At 52.4% G+C, this 22,091-nt stretch carries 17 protein-coding genes; 14 read left to right on the plus strand and 3 right to left on the minus strand.

From position 1 onward, the window contains the following. Nucleotides 1-76 precede the first annotated feature (76 nt). The 10 genes from FYJ24_RS06385 (at nt 77) to FYJ24_RS06430 (ending at nt 12,814) form a co-directional block, all read left to right on the plus strand. Complete coding sequence (locus FYJ24_RS06385; protein WP_154544717.1) at nt 77-1,609, plus strand: sugar ABC transporter ATP-binding protein; 1,533 nt, start codon at nt 77-79, stop codon at nt 1,607-1,609. After that, on the plus strand, nt 1,606-2,643 hold the full coding sequence (locus tag FYJ24_RS06390) for an ABC transporter permease (protein WP_154544719.1): 1,038 nt from the start codon (nt 1,606-1,608) through the stop codon (nt 2,641-2,643). The genes FYJ24_RS06385 and FYJ24_RS06390 overlap by 4 nt, the downstream gene beginning before the upstream one ends. Next, nucleotides 2,640-3,686 (plus strand): ABC transporter permease, encoded by a 1,047-nt coding sequence (locus tag FYJ24_RS06395; protein WP_206192555.1) that lies wholly within the window; start codon nt 2,640-2,642, stop codon nt 3,684-3,686. The genes FYJ24_RS06390 and FYJ24_RS06395 overlap by 4 nt, the downstream gene beginning before the upstream one ends. 68 nt (nt 3,687-3,754) lie before the next feature. Beyond that, the gene (rhaS, locus tag FYJ24_RS06400) at nt 3,755-4,831 is read left to right on the plus strand and encodes a rhamnose ABC transporter substrate-binding protein (RefSeq protein WP_154544721.1); all 1,077 of its coding nucleotides are present in this window, start codon (nt 3,755-3,757) and stop codon (nt 4,829-4,831) included. Between the two features lie 89 nt (nt 4,832-4,920). Continuing rightward, nucleotides 4,921-6,087, plus strand: coding sequence for an L-rhamnose isomerase (gene rhaI, locus FYJ24_RS06405; protein ID WP_154544723.1), 1,167 nt, complete (start codon nt 4,921-4,923; stop codon nt 6,085-6,087). Continuing rightward, on the plus strand, nt 6,087-6,419 hold the full coding sequence (locus FYJ24_RS06410) for an L-rhamnose mutarotase (protein WP_154544725.1): 333 nt from the start codon (nt 6,087-6,089) through the stop codon (nt 6,417-6,419). Before rhaI ends, FYJ24_RS06410 begins: the two co-directional genes overlap by 1 nt. A 178-nt stretch (nt 6,420-6,597) precedes the next feature. Further along, entirely contained in the window at nt 6,598-8,094 is a 1,497-nt protein-coding gene (locus FYJ24_RS06415) for a rhamnulokinase (RefSeq protein WP_154544727.1), read from the plus strand. Then, nucleotides 8,091-9,248: a hypothetical protein gene (locus FYJ24_RS06420; RefSeq protein WP_154544729.1), complete on the plus strand. Its 1,158-nt coding sequence runs from the start codon at nt 8,091-8,093 to the stop codon at nt 9,246-9,248. Before FYJ24_RS06415 ends, FYJ24_RS06420 begins: the two co-directional genes overlap by 4 nt. Next, entirely contained in the window at nt 9,248-11,176 is a 1,929-nt protein-coding gene (locus FYJ24_RS06425; RefSeq protein ID WP_154544731.1) for an SDR family NAD(P)-dependent oxidoreductase, read from the plus strand. The genes FYJ24_RS06420 and FYJ24_RS06425 overlap by 1 nt, the downstream gene beginning before the upstream one ends. Nucleotides 11,177-11,191: 15 nt before the next feature. Beyond that, nucleotides 11,192-12,814: an alcohol dehydrogenase catalytic domain-containing protein gene (locus FYJ24_RS06430; RefSeq protein ID WP_154544733.1), complete on the plus strand. Its 1,623-nt coding sequence runs from the start codon at nt 11,192-11,194 to the stop codon at nt 12,812-12,814. A gap of 61 nt (nt 12,815-12,875) precedes the next feature. Here FYJ24_RS06430 and FYJ24_RS06435 read toward each other — a convergent pair whose 3' ends face one another. Beyond that, a complete protein-coding gene (locus FYJ24_RS06435) occupies nt 12,876-13,262 on the minus strand; it encodes a type II toxin-antitoxin system VapC family toxin (protein ID WP_206192556.1) in 387 nt (128 codons plus the stop codon). A 284-nt stretch (nt 13,263-13,546) separates the two neighbouring features. On the opposite strand from FYJ24_RS06435, the gene FYJ24_RS06440 reads away from it, so the two are divergent. Genes FYJ24_RS06440 through FYJ24_RS06455 form a run of 4 tightly spaced genes read left to right on the plus strand, consistent with a single transcriptional unit; the run spans nt 13,547 to nt 19,542 of the window. Next, on the plus strand, nt 13,547-14,302 hold the full coding sequence (locus FYJ24_RS06440; RefSeq protein ID WP_318656568.1) for a DeoR/GlpR family DNA-binding transcription regulator: 756 nt from the start codon (nt 13,547-13,549) through the stop codon (nt 14,300-14,302). Nucleotides 14,303-14,320: 18 nt separating this feature from the next. Next, nucleotides 14,321-15,700 (plus strand): dihydrolipoamide acetyltransferase family protein, encoded by a 1,380-nt coding sequence (locus tag FYJ24_RS06445; protein ID WP_154544735.1) that lies wholly within the window; start codon nt 14,321-14,323, stop codon nt 15,698-15,700. A 2-nt stretch (nt 15,701-15,702) separates the two neighbouring features. Next, nucleotides 15,703-17,073, plus strand: a complete 1,371-nt coding sequence (lpdA, locus tag FYJ24_RS06450) for a dihydrolipoyl dehydrogenase (protein ID WP_206192557.1) — start codon at nt 15,703-15,705, stop codon at nt 17,071-17,073. Between the two features lie 15 nt (nt 17,074-17,088). Then, nucleotides 17,089-19,542, plus strand: coding sequence for an alpha-ketoacid dehydrogenase subunit alpha/beta (locus FYJ24_RS06455; protein WP_154544738.1), 2,454 nt, complete (start codon nt 17,089-17,091; stop codon nt 19,540-19,542). Nucleotides 19,543-19,833: 291 nt separating this feature from the next. On the opposite strand, the gene FYJ24_RS06460 is transcribed toward FYJ24_RS06455, so the two are convergent. Together FYJ24_RS06460 and FYJ24_RS06465 are read right to left on the minus strand one after the other, a co-directional pair. Continuing rightward, nucleotides 19,834-20,664, minus strand: coding sequence for a carbohydrate deacetylase (locus FYJ24_RS06460; protein WP_206192558.1), 831 nt, complete (start codon nt 20,662-20,664; stop codon nt 19,834-19,836). 5 nt (nt 20,665-20,669) lie between these two features. Then, nucleotides 20,670-22,073, minus strand: coding sequence for an MFS transporter (locus FYJ24_RS06465; RefSeq protein WP_154544742.1), 1,404 nt, complete (start codon nt 22,071-22,073; stop codon nt 20,670-20,672). Between the last annotated feature and the right edge of the window lie 18 nt (nt 22,074-22,091).

Genomic DNA, 22,091 nt, shown 5'->3' on the forward strand with positions numbered 1-22,091 from the left:
TGACAGGCGTGTGCGTTAACACGTAATCTCTCCATCACAGATAAAAACGTTTCAATCTGCGGCAAGGGAGGCGCGGATGAGCGACAAAGCTCATACACCTACACTGGAGCTGAAAAATGTCTCCAAAAGATTTGGCCCTGTTGTGGCACTTCGAAGAGGTCAAATCACATTGATGCCGGGCTCTATCCATGCGTTAGTTGGCGAAAATGGCGCTGGAAAATCGACGCTGGTAAAAATTATTGCTGGACTGTACGAACGCGATTCTGGCACTTTTACTTTGGAAGGTAAGCCAGTCAACTTCAAGTCAACGGCGGAAGCTAAGGCCGCGGGCATCGCAGTTATCTATCAGGAACCCACGCTATTTCCAGACCTTTCGGTTACAGAAAATGTGTTCATGGGGCGTCAACCTACAGGTGCGATAGGGCGTATAGACAAAGCAAAAATGCGTTCAGAGGTTATCGGACTCATGGAGAGGCTGGGAGTCGACATTGACCCCGATCGTCCAGCAGAAGGACTTTCTATTGCCGATCAACAGATTATTGAAATTGCCAAGGCTGTTTCGTTAGACGCCAAAGCGCTAATTATGGATGAACCGACTGCCGCTCTTTCGGGTGTTGAAGTTGAAAGGCTATTCCAAATAGCGAGGGGTTTGCGTGATGAAGGTAGAGCACTCATGTTCATTTCGCACCGCTTTGACGAGGTGTTCTCCCTTTGCGATACCGTGACTGTGATGCGCGACGGCGCGTATATTGCTACCGAAGAAACTGCGACCACCTCGGAATCTGAAATCATTCGACAGATGGTGGGCCGCGATGTCTCTGACCTGTTCCCGAAAGAAACCGCTGACATAGGTGAGGTCGTTCTCGAAGTCGAAGGTCTAACGTCAACAGGTAACTTTTCTGACATCTCGTTTTCGGTCCGCTCAGGAGAGATCGTTGCGCTAGCGGGACTTGTAGGAGCAGGACGTTCAGAAGTAGCGCGGGCAATCTTTGGTGTAGATGGCTATGAACAAGGCAAAGTCAAAGTAGGTGGCAAGAATCTTCCCAAGGGGAATCCGCGCTCCGCAATGGATGCAGGACTGGCCTTAGTTCCTGAAGATAGACGGAAACAAGGGTTAGTCATGGACGCGTCAGTCGCTCGCAACGCTGCAGATGCGATACGTTCCAAACTCACCAAAGCAGGCTTAATAACAGCTAAAGCAGAGAACAAGTCGGCGCAAATATGGGCACGTAACCTCGAGGTCAAAACTGCTTCGCTCGATGCAGTGGCCGGTACTCTTTCAGGAGGAAATCAACAAAAAGTTGTCTTGGCAAAGTGGTTGGCAGCAGAACCTCAGATTCTCATCATTGACGAACCGACACGGGGAATCGATGTTGGTACCAAATCTGAAGTGCACCGCCGCATGTCTCAGTTAGCCAAAGAAGGTATGGCGATCCTGATGATTTCATCAGAACTGCCCGAGGTGTTGGGTATGGCAGATCGGGTACTTGTTATGCGTGAAGGCCATATCACCGCTGAAATCCCACGCGAGAACGCCTCGCCAGAAACAGTGATGTTTGCGGCAACACACTCAGCTGATGAAGTTCGTCGGGAAGGACAGGATAAATGAGTACTGTCACTGCTACGAAGCCTGCTAGCGCGGCCATGCGTTGGTTCTCTTCAGTCGTGCGATCACGCGAATTCGCTATTGTCCTAGCGTTCTTACTGCTGGTTCTTGCAACAACTCTTAAGAATCCACGATTCATCTTTAGCCCCGACGGTTGGCGAGACCTACTGGTCACACCGTCCATGCTGCTAGTTGTGGCAATCGGTCAAGCAGTGGTCATCATTAGCCGAAATGTCGATCTTTCGGTCGGTTCCGTCATGGGCCTTACTGCCTACTGCATCGGAAGCATTTTTATCGCTGTTCCTGAGATGCCAGTGATTCTGGGATTTGTTATTGGAATTGCTTTCGGTACGCTATTGGGCTGTGTCAACGGTGCTTTAGTGGCGTTTGGAAGAGTGCCTGGCATGGTGATCACCTTGGGAACGCTGTACGTATTCCGAGGAATAAACGTGATGTGGACTGGAAGCAACCGAATCAATGCTTCTGAGCTACCTAAAGGACTGCTAAACCTTGGAACTGAATCAATATTGACCATTCCGATTCTTACCATTATTGCCGTTGCTATTTTGCTGATAGTGGCTTGGTACATGGCCAACACAAGGGGAGGACGAGAATACTATGCTGTGGGCTCCGATCCTGTTGCTGCAGAACTTTATGGATTGCCGTCCGTAAAACGAGTATTCCTATCTTTTGTGATTTCTGGAGCAATGGCCGGACTTGCTGGAGTCATCTTTGCAGCTCGGTATGGAACTATCGATTCTCAAGTTGGATCCGGCTTTGAACTTCAAGCTGTTGGTGCTGCCGTTATCGGCGGAGTTGCGATTGTGGGTGGATCTGGAACAGTGATTGGTGCTGCATTTGGCGCGATCCTACTCACCACAATCAGCCGCTCACTTCCTGTGCTTGGTATTCCGGACTTTTGGCAGCAAGCGGTGGTAGGCGCCCTCATAGTAGGTGCGATCGTCCTGGACCGAATACTTGCACTCAGACAGTCACAGCGCCTGGTAGCGCAGCGATTTGCAGAGGAAAAAGCATGAGCGTAGAAACAATGAAAAGAATCCAGCAAGAAGAGTATTTGGAGTATGGCACTCCCGGATGGAAGCGTCTCATCCTCAGACGTGAAGCAATCATCTTCGCACTTCTAGTCTTGGTCATTATCGCTGCAATCATCACAACGCCAGCATTTGCATCAACGAAGACCGTCACCTACCTGCTTCTCGATACGGCCGCGATCATGATGATGGCCTTCCCGATGACACTGGTGATGATCACGGGGGACATTGATCTGTCAGTGGGATCTATGGTGGGACTAAGCTCCGCGACCCTGGGGCTACTACTGGTCAATGGGATGCCGTTTATCGTTGCTGGCCTTGCGGCGCTCTGTGTTGGTGTGCTTGGGGGGCTATTCAACGGACTGCTGGTCACTCGTGTGGGTTTACCTGCGCTTGCGGTAACAATCGGTACGATGGCGCTCTATCGCGGGATCGGCAAGGGGATGTTGGGGACCTTGGCCGTGACAGAGTTCCCCAAAGAGTGGACTGACCTAGCGAAGGCAACAATAGGTAGCACCGGCATTCCTGTGGTTGTGATTGTGTTACTTGTCATGATGGCGATCTTCATCGTCCTGCTTCATTTCACATCATTTGGTCGAGGCGTATATGCAATCGGATTATCAAAAGAAGCGGCCTTGTTTTCAGGGGTGAGAGTTGAGAGGACGCGTCTGATTCTCTTTGTTATCTCGGGTTTCATTGCAGCGTTGGCTGGTATCTATTTCACCTTGCGATACACCAGTGCCAGGGCTGATACGGGGACTGGACTGGAACTGCAAGTCATTGCGGCCGTTGTATTGGGAGGAGTGTCGGTCTTCGGTGGTGTGGGAGCGATCGCAGGATCGGTTGCCGGTGTCCTTCTGATCGGTGTTTTAGCGCAAACTCTGAGGCTGCACTCCATCACCTCGGACGTCATCAGTATTGTCACAGGCGTCCTTCTGATCTTGTCAGTGACGGTGGGGAGCCTGGCCCTGTGGGTTCAAAAGAAGAGATCACAGACAAAAGCTCGCGCGGAAGCAGCAAAGGGATAAGAAAAGGCTTTGCGTAGTTCCACAACTGTCGTGGAACTACGTAGGGAAACTATAGAAAGGAACCAGTAATGAGGCTAGGAACTAAACGTCTTGCAGCGGTTATTGCCAGTGCAACATTGTCGATTGCGGCATTGGCTGGCTGCTCAAGTAGCGATAAAGCAGCTGAAAGTGGGACCTCCGGGGGTTCGACTAATGAAGAACCGGCCGGCGGTGATGAGGCCAAAGGGAGTGGAAATAATTCCATCACATTCTTGCCTAAGAACTTGGGCAATCCCTATTTTGATGCAAGCTATAAAGGCATCCAGGCAGCTGCAGAATCATTTGGGGCCAGTACGGAAGAAGTAGGCCCGGCAGAAGCGACTGCTGATTCTCAAGTTAGCTACATCAACACTGCAACTCAGCAGGGTGTTGGCTCTCTTATCGTGTCGGCAAATGACAAGGCGGCAATCTGTGATGCTTTGGTTGAGGCCAAAGATGCTGGTGTAAAGGTTGTCACCTTCGACTCTGACACTAATCCAGAATGTCGAGATATTTTCATTAGCCAAGCGGATGCAGAAGGCATTGCCAAAGCGCAAATCGATATCGTCTCTGAAGAAATTGGCGATACTGGACAGATCGCAATACTTTCTGCAGCTGCTAACGCGACAAACCAAAATGAGTGGATCGAGCTCATGAAAAAGGAACTCGAAGCAAACCATCCAAATATTGAGTTGGTGGAAGTAGTCTACGGTGACGATGACGACCAGACCTCTTTCGACAAGACGGCAGGCCTTCTGCAGACCTACCCAGAGCTGAAGGGAATCGTCTCTCCTACGACGGTAGGAATCGCGGCGGCTGCACGCTACCTATCGACGTCGGAATACAAGGGCAAAGTTGCTTTGACTGGACTGGGAACGCCTAACCAAATGCGCGACTACGTCGAAGACGGTACAGTCATCGAGTTCGCTCTATGGAATCCAGAAGAACTCGGATACTTGGCCGCATTTGCTGCGGACGCCCTTATGAACGGCAGTATTACCGGTGCTGAGGGAGATACTTTCTCAGCTGGTGATCTAGGAGACTACGAAGTCGGTAAAGACGGAGTTGTTCTCTTGGGTGATCCCTACCGCTTCAATAAAGACAATATCGGAGACTTCGACTTCTAAGCCGAAGTAGTCTTGGGACCCAATTGATGTATTCAATTGGGTCCCTCAATCTGAAGATTTTTCGCAATACACTCTAGGAAGAAAGAGCAATGACCACCTTCTCCGAAATAACCGATCAGCTGGCCGTACAAGCCATTGAACTTCCATCGTGGGCTTTCGGGAACTCGGGAACCCGTTTCAAAGTATTTGGCTCTCCTGGGTCTCCGCGCAGTGTCGAAGAAAAACTTGCCGATGCAGCCCAGGTAAACAAGTACACGGGTCTGGCCCCAGTGGTCGCACTCCATATTCCTTGGGACAAGCACGAGGACTATGCAGCATTGCGCCGTTACGCTGAGGATCTAGGCATCAAGCTCGGCACGGTGAACTCGAATACCTTCCAGGATGACATTTATAAGTATGGAAGCCTCACCAATGTGGATCCGGCGATTCGGCAACGCGCTATCGACCACCACCTCGAATGTATCGACATTATGCGGGAAACCGGATCGACAGATCTTAAGATTTGGTTGGCAGATGGCACTAACTATCCGGGCCAAGGAAGCATCCGGGGGCGCCAAGATCGTTTAGCGGAGTCACTTCAAGTAATTTATGACGCCCTTGACGAGAACCAGCGTCTAGTCCTGGAATACAAGTTCTTTGAGCCAGCGTTCTACCACACCGACGTGCCGGACTGGGGAACGTCCTACGTTCAGGTGGCAGCCCTTGGTGACAAGGCAATGGTGTGTTTGGATACCGGGCACCATGCGCCTGGGACAAATATTGAGTTTATCGTCATGCAATTGCTGAGACTCGGCAAACTAGGGGCATTCGATTTCAACTCTCGCTTTTATGCAGATGATGATTTGATTGTCGGTGCCGCGGATCCTTTCCAGCTCTTCCGTATTCTTTGTGAAGTGATCGCTGGGGGAGGCTACGGTCCCGACTCGGGAGTGGCCTTCATGCTTGATCAATGCCATAACATCGAAGACAAGATTCCAGGCCAGATTCGCTCGGTTCTCAATGTTCAAGAACAGACGGCCAAAGCACTGATGGTAGATCGTGAAGCATTGGCCCAGGCAGAAGTTGAGGGTGACGTCCTGGGGGCGAATGCGATCCTCATGGACGCTTTCAATACTGATGTGCGCGCTGACCTTGCTGCATGGCGAGAAAGTCGAGGCCTACCTGCAGATCCCATGGCTGCATTCCTTGAATCGGGATACTTGGCAAAGATTGCGGAGGAGCGCAAAGGCGGCAAGCAACTGAGCTGGGGGGCCTGATGCGGCGTTACTGCCTTGTCGGCCAAGTGGATCCGCAGCGCATTGATGTCTATAAGAAGGCACATGAGGCTGTCTGGCCTGAACTGTTGCGCACACTCAAAGAATCTGGGTGGCGCAACTATTCACTCTTCTTGTCACCTGACGGAATGCTGATTGGATACGTCGAGTCCGAAGACCTCGATGAAGCACAAGCGAAAGTGGCTGCAACCGAAATAAACACCAAGTGGCAAAAAGAGATGTCGAAACTCTTCGCAACTGAAGGAGCGCCGGATGAGGCGTGGCGAAGGCTGGAACTGGTATTCAATCTTGAGGATCAGCTAGCGGCTCTCTAACCCTGACCGCACATTACAGAGTCATAATACCTAATCACGTGCAAAAATTCGTACTTGGTTTAGTTTTATGACTCTGTAATGAGTTGTGGGGGTACTGTCCAGACAGTACCTTTGATATACTTATGATCAGCATTCGATTTACTTTCAAATTTGGCGCAGGGGCCAAAGGAGCGTGAGGATGACTGAAGGAATGCAAGGTGCGTACGCCGCTGCTGACTTGGGGGCCTCCAGCGGCAGAGTAATTGTGGGTCGTCTCAGCGAAGGCCGTATGGTTCTCACAGACATCAATCGTTTTGATAATGGGCCAATCGAGCATTCCGATGGGATTCACTGGGATGCAACGCGACTGTTCAGTGAGGTGCAAAGAGGTTTCAATCGTGCAATCGAAGAAACTGAGGGAGCGCTTAAGTCTGTAGGTATCGACACCTGGGGCGTTGACTATGGGCGCCTCGATGGTGACGGTGAGTTACTAGAGCAGCCATTTCACTATCGGGATTCCAGAACAGACAGTGCGGTAGAGGCATATTTCAAGGTGATGCCCTCGCAAAAACTCTATGAACTCACAGGTCTGCAAGTCCAACAGTTCAACACTGTGTTCCAACTGGTGGGAGCCAGCGGCGACCCTCTGTGGAATGACACAGAGACGATACTTTTCACCCCAGACTTGTTTTCTTACTGGCTCACCGGACGAAAGGTCGCTGAGGTTACTATTGCCTCAACCTCAGGGTTACTTGATCCCACGACGCGCTCGTGGTCACTCGAAGTGGTCCAGACTCTCGAAGAAGACTTCTCTATTCCAGCTGGGCGGATTCTTCCCGAATTAGTTGAGCCGGGCACAGTTGTGGCCGACAGTACGCCGGGAGTCCTCGACAAAGAAGTGAAAGTTGTTGCTGTTGGCGGGCATGACACAGCTTCGGCAGTGGTGGCAGTTCCAGCTAGTACGCCAAATTTTGCTTTTATTTCCTCGGGAACATGGTCCCTGGTAGGAATGGAACTGGATCACCCAGTTCTTACGGAGGGGAGTCGGCAAGCAAATCTCACTAACGAGTTGGGGGCGGATGGCACCGTCCGCTACTTGCAGAACATCATGGGGATGTGGGTCTTTAATGAGTGTCGCCGGGTGTGGAAAGAGCAAGGACGCGAAAAGACGCTTCCTGAACTCGATGCCGCCGCGGAGGTACTTCCAGCTTTACAGTATGTCGTCGATATCAACGATCCAAGACTATTCCCTGTATGCGACATGCCAACACGTCTACGGCAGATTGCTGCTGAAACCGGGCAAAATCTTCCAGATGACCAGGGCGTCATTACACGCTGCATCATGGACTCTCTAGCTTTGGCATACCGCAGAGCTATTCGCCAAGAAGAAATGCTGGCCGGACGCAAAGTGGAAGTTCTCCACATTGTCGGGGGCGGATGCAAAAACAAGCTGCTGTGCCAACTTGCTGCTGAGGCCACCGGTTTGCCTGTAGTTGCAGGGCCCACCGAAGGAACCGCATTGGGCAATCTGTTGATCCAAGCCCGCGCATGTGGCGATATTGTGGGTGGTCTAGATGCCCTCCGCGAGGTATCAAGAAATTCGGTAGAGACAATCAACTATCAACCTGGAACCCTCCCTATCCCCGCAGCGCGCTGGGATGAGGCAGAAAAGACAATTCAAGAGAGGCATCAATGACAATCCCCGTGACAAACACCCACGTTCACTTCCCCCCGAACTTTTCGGCCTACGAGACAGTGGATGAGGCAGTCCAGGCTGCTGTGAGTCAAAATGTTGCTGCGATGGGAATCTCGAATTTTTACGACCAAAGTGTCTACCGTGCTTTCACCGAAGCAGCTAAGGGTGCGGGTATCGTGCCGCTGTACGGCCTAGAGTTCATCACTCTTGACCCTGCATTGGAAGCACAAGGAATCCGTGTCAATGATCCGGCAAACCCAGGACGCATGTATCTGTGCGGTAAAGGGATTAGCCCATTCAAAGAAAAAACGGTTGAAGCGGCGCACATAGCTGAATCTATCCGCACAGGAAACGACGCACGGTCTGCCGCTCAAGTTCAGCAACTTGCCGCATGGTTCACCGAATGTGGCATCGACAATGAGTTGAGTGTCGAATCAATCGCACAGGCAGTCGCTCAGCGCGCCGGTGTTCCCGTGGAATGGGTGTCGCTTCAAGAGCGTCACATTGCACGCGCCTGCGAAGAGTCTCTTTCCCATCTCCGTGAAGAGGATAAGCGCGTAGCCCTTGCAAAGCTGTATGGACAGCCATCGACTGTGGATGTGAATGATCCAGTGGCACTGCAGGGAGAAATTCGTTCGCGGCTGTTGAAGGCTGGCACCCCAGGCTTTGCCCCCGAAGTGCCGTTGAGCTTCGAGCAGGCTTACGCGTATATCGTGGCCATGGATGGAATTCCGGTATATCCGACGTTGGCTGATGGGGTAAGCCCAGTGTGTGAATTTGAAGCCGATCCAGACCAACTGGCTAGAGAACTGCTCAAACGCGGCATTTATGCCGCCGAACTTATTCCTATTCGCAACCACGTCGCTGTTGTTGATGAGTATGTGAAAGCCTTCACCGATGCTGGGCTGATCGTCATGGCGGGCACCGAACACAACACTGTCGACAAGATCGCGTTGGACCCGGCGTGCGTTGATGGTCCTACATCGGACTATGCCAAGCAAGCCTTCTGGGAGGCTTCCTGTGTAATAGCAGCCCATCAAGCATTGGTACAACAGGGTAAGCCCGGTTTTGTGGACGAGGGAGGAAACCGCACTGACGTCGGCAAAGAAGATTTGATTGCGTATGGTGAGGCACTGATAGAGGGGGAAGAGTAATGTCTTTTGCGGAGCTCATCGAAGTTGCCAATGCCTACGGTAGGGATGAAACCTACTCACGCGCTGGGGGTGGAAACGCCTCTATCAAAGAAGACGGAATCCTCTATATCAAGCCATCTGGCGTTCCCCTAGCGACACTCACGGAAGAAGACCTAGTACCGCTACGTATGGATGTTCTTCTCGACGCGCTTCACAGTGACGCCCCCGTCGAAGGTGATCCGGTGAGGGTGGCGGCGCAGCGAGCTTTGGTTCGTGACACTGGAAGGCGACCGTCGGTTGAGATTCTCTTCCATGCACTCATTCCCCAAAAACTGGTTTTGCACACACATCCGGTTGTAGCCAATGCCCTCACCTGCAATGAGAATGCAGAAGAGTTGATTGGGGAGCTCCTCGGCGACCAGGCAATTTTTGTTCCCTATACCGACCCGGGTGTTCCGTTGGCTCGCAAGGTGGAGGAAGTGCGCACCGCCTTCGAGAAACGAACTGGCAAACCCTCTCCTGGCATAACTCTGCTGGGTAACCACGGCATCATCATTGCTGGCGACACTGCTGAAGAGATTCATTCCCTATCCCGTACTCTCACCACCGCAGTGCAGACGGCTATCGATGCCGCTCCTGCTGCACAGGTCCCCAGTCTTGACGCCGAAGAATACCGTCGCGTAGTTACGCACGTGTCTCCTGCTTTGCGTGGACTATTGCGAGACGGAAACCGTTTAGCGGTCATCACATCGGACTGTGGTGACCTAGCGCGCCAAGGAATGTTGTTGGCTGAAGGGCCATTGATTCCAGACCAAATTGTCTACGCGGGCTCAATCCCGCTGGTGCTAGAAACAAAAGGCCACGATGATTTGGTGACCTATGCGGAGCAGGCTGTAGCTCAATACCGGGAGAAGTACGGGAAGAATCCCATAATCATCGTCGTGCCCGGTGTTGCTGTGTTGGCAGCCGGTAAAGACCTGACGGCTGCGCGCACGGCTTTACTCACCTACACAGATGCAGTGCGGGTTGCTCGCGATGCCAATCGTCTCGGCGCGGTCCGAGTCATGAATCAACGCGAGCGAGGGTTCATTGAGAACTGGGAAGCTGAATCGTATCGCAAAAAGATTGCTGCCGGACACAGCGGCGGACGCCTCGACGGGAAAGTCGTTGTCGTTACAGGCGCTGCCCAAGGATTCGGGCTAGGCATCGCCCAAGAATTGGCGAAAGAAGGGGCGCACCTGGTTTTGGGCGATCTGAATCTTGCTCAAGCACAAGTCGAAGCTGAAAAGCTCGGTGGCAGGGCGTTAGAAGTTAACGTGTCGGATGAGCACTCCACCAAAGATTTTGTTGCCCAGATCTGCGAAATATACGGTGGGGCGGATGTGTTCATCTCCAACGCGGGAGTGCTACGCGCCGGATCTGTTATGACCCAGCCGGTTGCCGACTTCGACTTGGTAACGGCAGTTAATTACAAAGGATATTTCCTGTGCGTGCAGGCGATTGCCCCCACCATGGCTATCCAGCACCGAACTGCGCCCGACGTGTGGTTTGACATTATCGAAATCAACTCTAAATCTGGTCTTGAAGGGTCAAAACGCAATTTTGCATATGCGGGATCCAAATTTGGCGGTATAGGCCTCACACAGTCCTTCGCACTTGAACTTGTCGAAGACGGTATCAAAGTCAATGCAATCTGCCCAGGGAACTATTTAGACGGCCCTCTGTGGATGGATCCAGAACGTGGCCTCTTCGTTCAATACCTTGAAGCAGGTAAAGTGCCCGGTGCCAAAACTATTGACGACGTGCGCGAATTCTACGAGGCGAAAGTCCCCATGCGTCGCGGATGCGTTCCCGCTGATTTGGCGACCGCCATCTACTACATTGTTGAACAGACATATGAGACAGGCCAGGCAGTCCCCGTGACCGGCGGCCAGAATATGCTCAGCTAAAGGAGAGTCCAGAAAATGACTGAAAAACTGCCTAAAACCCAACATGCCGTCCAGTTTACTGGCGTAAAAGAGGCTGTGGTAAATCCCGAAAAATCGGTTGATCCAGTCGGCCCAACCCAAGTCATGGTGAAAGTAGAAGCATGCGGTATTTGCTTCTCGGACATAAAACTCATCAACGCTTTCGACAAGCATCCTCGCAAAAGTGATGTTATTGGGGGACTGAGCCCCGAACAACTGGCGGCAATCCCCTCATATAAGCCAGGTGATATGCCAGTAGTTCCTGGTCACGAGGCGGTCGGCGAGATTGTCGCGGTAGGTTCTGAGGTGAAGCATCACCAGGTTGGTGAGCGTGTCCTCATTCAAACCGACTACCGGCACCTGCCCACCGCCTCGTCAAACGCAGCTTTCGGATACACCTTTGACGGAGCGTTGGAAGAATATGCTCTCATGGACGAGGCGGTCATTATCGACTCCGAAGGGACCCGCTTTCTTATTCCAGTAAGCGACAAACCCAGTGCATCTGCGGTTGCATTGATTGAGCCCTGGGCTTGTGTCGAGGCAGCCTATGCGTGGGATGAGCGCCAAACTCTACGTGAAGGAGGACGCCTCTTAGTTGTCCTTGACGAGGGGCGGGAAGCCAAGGGCGTCGAAGAACTGACAGCAGAATCGAAGCCCGAATGGGTAACCACCATTGGATCAGCTGACTTAGCGAACGTAGAGGGAGAAAAGTTCGACGACATTATCTACTTCGGTTCCTCCGCCGAGGTTATCGAAGCACTGGAGCATAAACTGGGATGGAACGGCATCCTTGATATTGTTCTGAACGGCGCACACGTCGATCGCAAGGTAAAGGTCGACGTGGGACGCGTCCACTACGACCTGATCCGCTATGTTGGTACTCGCGGTGACTCTGCAGTTGACGGGTATCATCGCATTCCTGCGACTCCGGAGCTGCGTCCGGGTGACATCGTGGGGATAATCGGCGCTGCAGGCCCCATGGGCCTCATGCACACAGTCCGCTCCGTTGTCTCAGGCGTTGAAGACATTACTGTAGATGCTGTTGACGTCGATGATGCTCGCCTGGCGCGGCTAGAAGAAGTCGTTGCGCCACTAGCCATCAAACACCAGGTTGAAACAGCCTTCCAGAATTCGAAAGAAACCCCTCTTGATAAGGGGTACACCTATGTTTCAGTGATGGTACCCGCCGCGCCCCTCGTACAACAAGCTGTTGATGTTGCTGTGCCCGGCGCGATTGTTAACGCGTTTGCTGGCTTTCCTATTGGAACCTCTGTTGAGTTGGACGTCGAAAAGATCGTCGGCGACGGCATCTACATGGTGGGAACTTCTGGTTCACGCATTGACGACATGATTGTCATGAAACAGAAAGTCGATGAGGGTCTGATTGACACCAACGTATCACTGTGGGCAGTGACGGGGATGGCTGGTGTGAAGGACGCGCTTGCGGCTGTTGAGAACCGTACCTCTGGCGGAAAGATCATGGTGTACCCACAACTCCATGACCTTGGCCTCACTACATTGGACCAGTTGCGTGAAGCTTTCCCTGTTGTTGCAGCCGAAATGACGGATGGTCTTTGGAACAGAGCTGCCGAAAAGATGCTTTTACACGAGGCGTCCTGAAGTCTTCCCTGCTGCGCGTTGTTGCCTGAAACGGTGATGGCGCGCAGCCTCTAGGGACATATCAATGACAGTGTGGGGAAGTAGGTCTGGTAGCGGTTTTTTCTCGGGTAAGTAGGGGAATATCGAGAATTGCAGCATGAGCACCGATAAAAAAATCTGGTAAAACCCCGGTGCGGCTGCCGCCGGCTTGCCGATATTGCACGAATGCTTTTCCGGCGAGAAAAAGTGCTTCGCGTGGGGTGTCGATAAGATGCAAACCCCAGTCGTTAAGAAGGTCGTTGATGTCTTCAATACGTGGGTATCCCACGGAAAGTTCTGCAAATACTGTGTCATTAATGATGAGCTGGTGAGTATATGATGCAGATTCGAGTTGCCTCAATGACCAAGGCGACCAGTGAATGTCATCAGTGACGACATCAAGGATAACGTTCGTGTCGACAAAGATCATGACTGTTTTCTATCGGGTGAGCGATAAAATCTCATCGGTGGAAAGCGCTGTCTTTAGGCTCCCCCGGCTGCGCGCAAAACGACTTGTATGTCGCTGCTGACCTGCGGGTCGCAGAACAACTTCTCCTTTTTCGTTGGCTGCAAACTCTACGCTAACACCGGGTCACTTGGTATGGTCCGCAGCGAGGGGCATCGTAAAATGATGATTCCATAGAAGAAATCTTTCGAGTTACTTGTGTTTGCTTCCGAAAAAGCGTAGTATCGAAAGTAACCAAAGGGGGTGCCGTGACGGCCGAACGAAGTGAACGGGAACGCTACATTCTCGACCTGCTTTCACAAGATGGATCACTATCCGTGACTGCTTTGTCCAGGGACTTAGGTGTTTCTGAGGTGACGATTCGTTCACACTTGAGGCAGTTAGAACAGCAAGGTCTTTTGGCACGAACATGGGGTGGGGCCAAGTCTGTTTCGATCCAAAATGTCCTTGACCGCGTCAAGGTGCAGGAAAAAGAAAAGGAACGCATTGCGCAGGCGGCAGCCAACCTCGTCCAAGACGATGATCGCATCATGATTGAGGCTGGTACTACAACCGCTCTCATTGTCCGGTACCTTACGGGCAAGCGAGGCGTGCAAATCGTAACTAATTCACTGCTGGTATTGACTTACGCACGGGCCAACCCTGATTTAGATGTGATACTTACCGGCGGGCAGTTTCACCGCGAGAGCGAGTCGCTAGTGGGGCCTGTGGCCGTGTCCTCTATTCGAAAATTCAACGCTCGACTGGCGTTTGTGGGAACTGATGGGTACACCTCTGACCGGGGGATCACCACTCAGTTTGCTGAAGGGGCCGAGGTAATCGAAGCGATGATGGAGCGAACTGAAGAAATCTGGCTAGTTGCTGACCATACAAAATATGGACGCGCTGGTTTTGTCTCTGTCCTAGAGATGGAACAGCTCTCAGGGGTGATCGCCGATGCGGGCCTCTCCCCAGAGACAACCGAAGTGCTAAAAGCAGTGGCGCCGCGCGCGTTGATTGTATAGAAACGTAAAGGAAAAAATATGTCTGAAGTTGTGGTGATGCCTGCTGCCGGAAACTCGGTAGAGTCATGCCTCCTTAGTGAGTGGATGGTCAAGGCGGGTGACACTGTCGATGAAAACACCATCATCGCTGCGATCGAAACAGATAAGTCCAGTATGGAAGTTCCGGCAGGGGTATCGGGAACCGTTTTGGCGCTATTGGTGGAAGAGGGCGATGACGTACCTGTAAAGGAACCAATCCTTGTCGTGGGTGAGGCTGGGGAAGAAGTTGACCCGTCACTGCTTTCAGGCGCAGCTGATGAACCTTCTGAGGAGGCCCCAACCTCGTCCACACCCTCCTCCTCACATCCAGGTGCTGGTTCTGTGAGTGTCACGGATGACGATGACGCGCATATAAGCGGTACCCGGCAAGAGGGAGGGGACAGTCCAACCTCGCCAAGGGCACGAAATCTGGCAGTTTCTCACGGCATTGCAGCCGACGCACTGGCCGGAAGTGGACCAAAAGGTCGCGTCATTGAACGGGATGTCAGAGCAGCTATTGCCGCCGGTCCCGGACTCACGCGCGCAGCGAGAGCCAGTGCAGAAGGTTTTGTTCCAGGAACTGCTGGAAGCGGGATTGGGGGAAGAGTAACCCGTGCGGATCTGATCGAGGGAGCCTCACAAACAGTCGCCGCGCCAGCAGTCACTCAACCAGGATTCCCAGGCAACTATACGGACCAGCCCCTCAAGGGCGTGCGCAAGGTGATTGCTCAGCGGATGATGAGCTCGCTTGAGAACGCAGCGCAGCTAACCCTCACCGCTACGGCTCCAGCCGATGGATTGTTGGCGTTGCGGAAGAAGCTGAAAAATGCTCCAGAATCTATGGGGCTCAATGCCGTTACTATCGGCGATCTGGTCGGCTACGCTGTCGCAAAAACTCTTACGCGTCACCCGATGGTCAATGCGCATCTGACCGATGGTGTTATTCGTTCTTTCGACAGTGTGCATCTTGGCGTTGCCGTAGACACGCCCCGAGGACTGCTAGTCCCCACTGTTCAGTTTGCCGAGGCGATGACACTCAAGCAATTCTCAGACACTTCGAAGACAGTAGCGCACGCGGCAATCGACGGGTCAATCAGTCCTGACCTACTTGGTGGCGGCACGTTCACGGTATCTAACCTAGGGTCCTTTGGAATCGAGTCCTTCACCCCAGTTCTCAATGAGCCGCAAGCAGGAATCCTTGGGGTTGGCACCATTACACCGCGTGCTAAAGCACTCCCCGATGGCGGTGTTGGGATTGAAAATCGCCTGTGGTTGTCTCTGACCATGGACCACCAAGTCTATGACGGGGCAGATGGGGCGCGCTTCCTCAAAGACCTGGTGGAAGCAATTGCCAATATCGAACTGACAGTGATGGGCTGAAAATGAGCGACTATGACGTCATTATCATCGGTGGCGGCCCAGGAGGATACCTGGCTGCCGAGCGCTTAGGTCATGCGGGTAAAAAAGTGTTACTCGCCGAAAAAGAATCACTTGGCGGAACCTGCCTCAACGTCGGATGCATACCAACGAAGAGCCTCCTCAACTCTGCAAAACTCTACGTTCACGCTAAAGAAGCATCCCAGTTTGGTGTTGATGCTACCGGAGTCAGCTATGACTGGGATCGTGTGCAAGGATGGAAAGCCGACGTAGTGAAGACACTGGTCGGTGGCGTGGGAGCCGCTGAAAAACGCGCGGGTGTTGAGGTAGTGAAAGCTCATGCCAACCTCGTCAAACCCGGTATCGTCGAGGTAGATGGTGCTCAGAAAACTGCGGATCACATCATTATCGCGACCGGATCTGAACCAGTGATGCCCCCGATTCCTGGTGCCAAGGACAACCCGGCGGTGGTTGATTCGACGGGCTTACTCGCAGTGGAAAAAGTGCCTGAGCGTCTGGCCGTCATCGGTGGAGGCGTGATCGGCGTCGAATTCGCTAGCCTCTTTGCAGCCTTTGGCTCACAAGTGGAAGTCATAGAAATGCTTCCAGAAATCGTCCCATTCATGGACGACGACTTGGCAGCGCAGCTACGAAAAGGTATCAAAGGCGTCGATTTCCATCTAGGGTGCAAGGTTACCGCTATCGAGGGTGGAACCGTTATCTATGAAGACCCTCAAGGTACTGTGCAGCGGGCCGAAGCCGATGCGGTCCTCATGGCTGTGGGACGCAGACCCCTTGTCAATGGCTGGGGGGCAGAACAGTCCGGACTTGACTTCACTTCGCGCGGCATCAAGGTCAACGACATTATGCAAACCAACCTTCCGAATGTATGGGCTGTTGGCGACGTGACTGGGCGCAGCCTATTGGCCCATGCCGCCTACCGGATGGCGGACATTGTTGCGGCGCATATCCTCAATCCCGCCGGAGCCTCCTCGTCAGGAGAAATATTCCGCGACAATACCGTCCCGTGGGCGGTCTACTCAATGCCGGAGGCAGCAGGAGTGGGACTCACCGAGGCGAAGGCAAAGGAACAAGGATATGCGGTGGTCACGGCAACTGTTCCTCTTCTGCTTTCAGGCAGGTTTATTGCAGAAAACGGACTCAAAGCTCCTGGGGCGGTCAAGCTAATCGCCGATGCGGACAGCCGCGTTATCCTCGGCATCCACATGTTAGGACCCTACGCGCCCGAGACCATTTGGGGGGCCGCGACCGTCCTCGAATCCGAATTCACAGTGGAAGACCTGCGTCAAGTGGTCTTCCCTCACCCGACAGTATCTGAAGGAATCCGTGAGGCCGCCTGGGCCGTCCGGGACTGAAAAGAGTAAGGAAACATGACTAAAGCACTAAATGTTGATCCCGATGTTGTCCGCCAGGCCAGCGAAATTGTTATTCCACCCATCCCTGTAAATCAATACACCCCAGATTTTGCTGCAGAAAAAGCGCGCTATGGCACCGACGGTTTGGTGGCGATGCTTCACGATATGATCGTTATTCGAACCTTCGAAAACATGTTGAACTCCATCAAAACAACCGGCGGATGGGCCGGGATCGAATACAACCACAAGGGACCAGCCCACCTATCGATGGGGCAAGAAGCTGCAGTTGTCGGACAGGCTGCAGAACTGGATGCTGACGACTACATTTTCGGATCCCACCGCAGCCACGGAGAGATTTTGGCAAAGAGTTTCTCTGCCGCTCGCAAACTGGGGACCGGAAAAGTCACCGAAATCATGAAAGATTTCCTGGGTGGAGACACTCTCCGTTGGGCAGAGACTATCGAACATGATTCGGATGAGTCACTGATTGAAAACTTCATCCTTTTTGGAACGCTGGCAGAAATCTTCGCCCGCAAAGACGGCTTCAACCGCGGTATGGGCGGTTCCATGCACGCATTCTTTACACCATTTGGTTCCATGCCCAACAATGCGATTGTTGGCGGATCCGCTCCTGTCGCGACAGGGTCAGCTCTCTTCAAGAGGATCAACCGCGAACCGGGCATCGTCATCGCCAACATCGGCGATGCCTCTATGGGATGTGGCCCGGTGTGGGAATCCATGATGATGTCCGCAATGGACCAATACCGTAACCTTTGGCGCCCAGAGGACGGTGGCAACCCGCCAATTCTCTATAACTTCTTCAATAACTTCTACGGAATGGGCGGTCAAACCTCAGGTGAGACCATGGGCTATGGGATGCTGGCCCGAGTGGGCGCAGGCGTCAACCCTGAGAATATGCATGCTGAGCGCGTTGACGGATACAACCCCTTGGCCGTGGCAGACGCGACCCGTCGCAAGAAAGAAATACTCCTCGCAGGTGAAGGGCCAGTCCTTCTCGATACCATCACGTATCGTTTCGCGGGCCACTCTCCCTCGGACGCGTCCTCCTACCGTACCCGCGAGGAAATCGAAGCGTGGCAGAACGTTGACTCCATCGACGCATATGCGGAACGACTGGTTAGTGAGGGGGCACTTAGCACTTCAGATGTCGAGGGAATCCGCGCCGCGGTGGAAGAACGCCTCGCCAAGGTCTTGGCGCTTGCGGTTGATGACACCAAACTCTCACGCGTGGACGCCGAATACATCGAGTCAGTTATGCTTTCTAACCAGCATATTGAGGCTTTCAGTGATGCAGAACCTGAACTGCTGGAGCCACTGGAAGACAATGCGCGTGTCAAGGCAATCTCTAAGAAGATCCGCACGGCGACAGTAGATGGCAAACCTGTTTCTAAACTGAAGATGTACCAGTTCCGTGACGGTATTTTCGAGGCGATGGCTCATCGCTTCTCTATTGATCCCACCATGGCTGCATGGGGCGAAGAGAATCGTGACTGGGGTGGCGCCTTCGCTGCCTACCGCGGACTGACAGAACTGCTCCCTTACAGGCGCCTCTTTAATTCGCCTATTTCTGAAGCGGCCATCGTTGGTTCAGGTGTGGGTTACGCGCTTTCCGGAGGCAGGGCAGTAGTGGAGCTGATGTACTGTGACTTCCTGGGTCGCGCTGGTGACGAAGTATTCAACCAGATGGCCAAGTGGCAATCGATGTCTGCAGGTCTGTTGAAGATGCCACTGGTACTGCGTGTTTCTGTGGGTAACAAATACGGAGCCCAGCACAGTCAGGACTGGTCGTCATTAGTTGCGCACATGCCAGGATTAAAGGTCTACTTCCCTGCCACCCCAACTGATGCCAAAGGGATGCTTAATGCGGCTCTTGCAGGTACAGATCCAGTGGTGTTCCTTGAATCGCAAATGCTCTATGACATCGGAGAACAATTCGAAGAGGGTGGCGTGCCGGAAGGGTATTACGAGACTCCCGAAGGGGAACCAGCTATTCGTCGAGAAGGCACTGATGTCACCATTGCAACAGTCGGTGCAACGCTCTACCGCGCTATGGAAGCAGCGGAAAAGCTGGAGAAGGAACACGGAATGAGCGCGGAGGTCATTGATCTGCGCTTCGTGACTCCGCTCAACTATGAAAAGCTCATCGAATCTGTCAAGAAGACAGGGCGGTTGGTGTTGGCATCAGATGCGGTGGAGCGCGCTTCGTTCATGCAGACTGTCGCTAACACGGTGCAAACGCTAGCTTTTGATGCGCTTGATGCCCCTGTGGTTGTTGTGGGTTCGCGTAACCACATCACCCCGGCACCTGAGTTGGAGAGCCTCTTCTTCCCGCAGGCTGATTGGATTATTGATGCCATTCATGAGCGCATCGTTCCGCTAGACGGCTATGTGCCCGGACAGAATTACACCGATGGTGAAACGGTTCGTCGTAACGCTGCCGGTGTGTAGATAGGTTAGTTGCCATTCTTTGGTGAGTGCGTGGTTTTTACCGAAATCTTGCAGAAAAATCCGTAACAACCACACACTCACCGCAGCAAACTTCTATTTGCCAAATTTACTGTGCAAAGCCTATGACTATAGGTGTCAAGTGTGCTTGGCATGGTTCATAGGAGGTTTGACAGTGGATAACAAGCTTGCGCTGATACTTTGCATTGCTCTTGAAAAGAAGTTTGAGGACCTGTCCTATTTCTAGTTTCTAGGCGAGGTGGCCCTGTCACCATAGTAGCTGTTTGGCAAATACTACCAAGCGGCTACTAATTCAATGTCACTGCGATCAAGGGCTTTCTGCCATAGCGGGTCGCGCAAAAGCTGCAGTTCCCATACGCGTTTTTGCCAGGCTGATCCAAATTTTTCACGTGCAATATCACTGTCATAGGCAGGGTGCAAGAACAGCTCTGAGGTCCCTTCTGGAAACTGGTCTAGCATCCGTAGATACGATTCGCGCAGCGACTCATAGTTAGGGATATCCGCAATTGGTCGCTGATTGCTGGCAATTTCTTGCGGCAGCGGTATATGAAGTAGATCAGCAAATGTGATGGCTTGAGAATGAGCTCTCATCAGGTGTTCAGGTACTTGGTCTCCCACAAACATTGCAAGCGACCGGGGAAGCCGAAAGCCCAAGTTGTGGTCAGCGCAAAACTGCAGGGACTCTCCAATGAATGATGGACCGCTTAGCCCGTAGAGTGTTCCGCTGTGAGAGTCCAGTCTATTGGGCGAAAATCCCATGTCTTTTAGGGCCTGCAGCTGTGCCTCCAGTTCAGGCTTTATCTGTTCGCTTGTGGCTGGATCTATCTGTGTAGGATCATCTGGAAAAGTGGGCATAATGCGCCGCATTTCTAAAGAGGACGGCCTCCATGCGGAGTTACCGCGATCAGAACTCAGCACTACATGGAGGCCCGTTTGCGGGGAAAAAGAAATGAGATCGTCGCTGTGCGCTGATAGATGCGGACTTGCAGAAATGACAGTTGTGGCAGTGATGAGGCTATCCCTGAAAAGATCGACGATTGCTTGATCCACTTCAGGGCAATATCCAAAATCATCCGCAGTGATCACTAGTTTTCGAGTGGCCATTGTTGCTATTCCCAATCTGCGTTGGTGATTGCTGAACGGTACGAACCTGTTTCCTCGGTATCTTCCTCCTCCGTATTGCCTTGAGGCAAGGTGATGAAACGAGAAATCATGGTTCCGATGAGAAGTAATGCGCAGGGGTAAATCGCCATGTAAAAACGCCATGCTAGGTCAGGATGTGCACCGGGAGCATCACCGCTGACATATCCGAAGAACCAGCCAAGAGATGCGATAGCGAGTGCAACGAGGAGAGCGTTGAGGCGTCCTAAAACTCCGAATGCTGAAAGAAATAGGCCTTCGCGGTGCACACCAGACTTTCGAGCGTCATCGTCCAAAATGCGAGCAAAAATGAGGTCATTGGTCGCAAGCATTCCCGAATATCCTATTCCGACACATAGGCCAGCGATAATAGCCCCGATAAGATTGGACGCAAAGAATAATGGAATAAAAGAAACAGCGCAGACTGGAAGTGCGATCTTCCATGTCCATGCCGCACCTTTCCGTCGCACCACAGCTGTCCATACTGAAAGAAAGCCGATAGAAGCAAGAATGACAACAACTTGGAGAATCGTTGAGTCAAGCGGAGTTCCCTGCAACGAATACTTAACGTAGAACTGGAGACCTCCTAGTATCAACCCGATGCCGGCTGCGTAGCAGGCACTAACGATTCCTACCGTCCAGAAGTATTTATTTGTAACAATCTGTTGTATTGAACGAAAGAATCTTGGACGCTCCGTCTTATCTATAGCGGGATTTTCGTGAACTCCTAGCGCCATATAGATAATAATTATGGCGCCGGTAATACCATAAATTATTGCAAGTGTAATGTAGCCCTGTTCGGGATTGATGCATCCAGGCTTGCCCTTTTCGCAGCCTAAGACGTTTTGCGCGAGAATAGGCGTTAGGCCTAGGGCGATGATCATTGCGACAAGCTGAAATCCTTGCCGAAGAGAATTCGCAAGCGCGCGGCGTTTTTCTTGCGGAAAGAGTTCAGGAAGTAGAGCGCCGTAGTTTGCGTTGATGAGAGAGTCAGATGCTTCGGAGAGAATTGCAAAGACCGCGAACCATATGACTAAGCCGACACCCTTGGACGCGACTATATTTGCTGGCACCCAAAATAAAGCAATCATGCTGAGCATGAGTACGAGTGCTCCCGTAATCAAATATGGTTTACGTCGCCCCCATCGAGTGCGCGTGCGGTCCGAAACGTATCCAAAGAGTGGATTATCCAGAGCGTCGATAATTCCATATATGGCATAGACAGTCGCATATATTGCGCCGTCAAGCCCTAGAATGTCGACATAGAAATACATCATCGAGCCTTTGATGACGTTGATTGGGATAGATGTTCCAAACATTCCAACTGCGTAACGCGCAGGATGTGTTGCTCGGACAGTCTTAAGTTCTGACATGTGTTCCTCGGATTCTAC

Origin of the sequence: Scrofimicrobium canadense (genome assembly GCF_009696615.1) — a bacterium.
Lineage (GTDB): Bacteria > Actinomycetota > Actinomycetes > Actinomycetales > Actinomycetaceae > Scrofimicrobium > Scrofimicrobium canadense.

Coding starts and splice junctions, on each gene's coding strand:
- FYJ24_RS06385 (WP_154544717.1), top strand. CDS start 77: ATGAGCGACAAAGCTCATACACCTACACTGGAGCTGAAAAATGTCTCC.
- FYJ24_RS06390 (WP_154544719.1), top strand. CDS start 1,606: ATGAGTACTGTCACTGCTACGAAGCCTGCTAGCGCGGCCATGCGTTGG.
- FYJ24_RS06395 (WP_206192555.1), top strand. CDS start 2,640: ATGAGCGTAGAAACAATGAAAAGAATCCAGCAAGAAGAGTATTTGGAG.
- rhaS (WP_154544721.1), top strand. CDS start 3,755: ATGAGGCTAGGAACTAAACGTCTTGCAGCGGTTATTGCCAGTGCAACA.
- rhaI (WP_154544723.1), top strand. CDS start 4,921: ATGACCACCTTCTCCGAAATAACCGATCAGCTGGCCGTACAAGCCATT.
- FYJ24_RS06410 (WP_154544725.1), top strand. CDS start 6,087: ATGCGGCGTTACTGCCTTGTCGGCCAAGTGGATCCGCAGCGCATTGAT.
- FYJ24_RS06415 (WP_154544727.1), top strand. CDS start 6,598: ATGACTGAAGGAATGCAAGGTGCGTACGCCGCTGCTGACTTGGGGGCC.
- FYJ24_RS06420 (WP_154544729.1), top strand. CDS start 8,091: ATGACAATCCCCGTGACAAACACCCACGTTCACTTCCCCCCGAACTTT.
- FYJ24_RS06425 (WP_154544731.1), top strand. CDS start 9,248: ATGTCTTTTGCGGAGCTCATCGAAGTTGCCAATGCCTACGGTAGGGAT.
- FYJ24_RS06430 (WP_154544733.1), top strand. CDS start 11,192: ATGACTGAAAAACTGCCTAAAACCCAACATGCCGTCCAGTTTACTGGC.
- FYJ24_RS06435 (WP_206192556.1), bottom strand. CDS start 13,262: ATGATCTTTGTCGACACGAACGTTATCCTTGATGTCGTCACTGATGAC.
- FYJ24_RS06445 (WP_154544735.1), top strand. CDS start 14,321: ATGTCTGAAGTTGTGGTGATGCCTGCTGCCGGAAACTCGGTAGAGTCA.
- lpdA (WP_206192557.1), top strand. CDS start 15,703: ATGAGCGACTATGACGTCATTATCATCGGTGGCGGCCCAGGAGGATAC.
- FYJ24_RS06455 (WP_154544738.1), top strand. CDS start 17,089: ATGACTAAAGCACTAAATGTTGATCCCGATGTTGTCCGCCAGGCCAGC.
- FYJ24_RS06460 (WP_206192558.1), bottom strand. CDS start 20,664: ATGGCCACTCGAAAACTAGTGATCACTGCGGATGATTTTGGATATTGC.
- FYJ24_RS06465 (WP_154544742.1), bottom strand. CDS start 22,073: ATGTCAGAACTTAAGACTGTCCGAGCAACACATCCTGCGCGTTACGCA.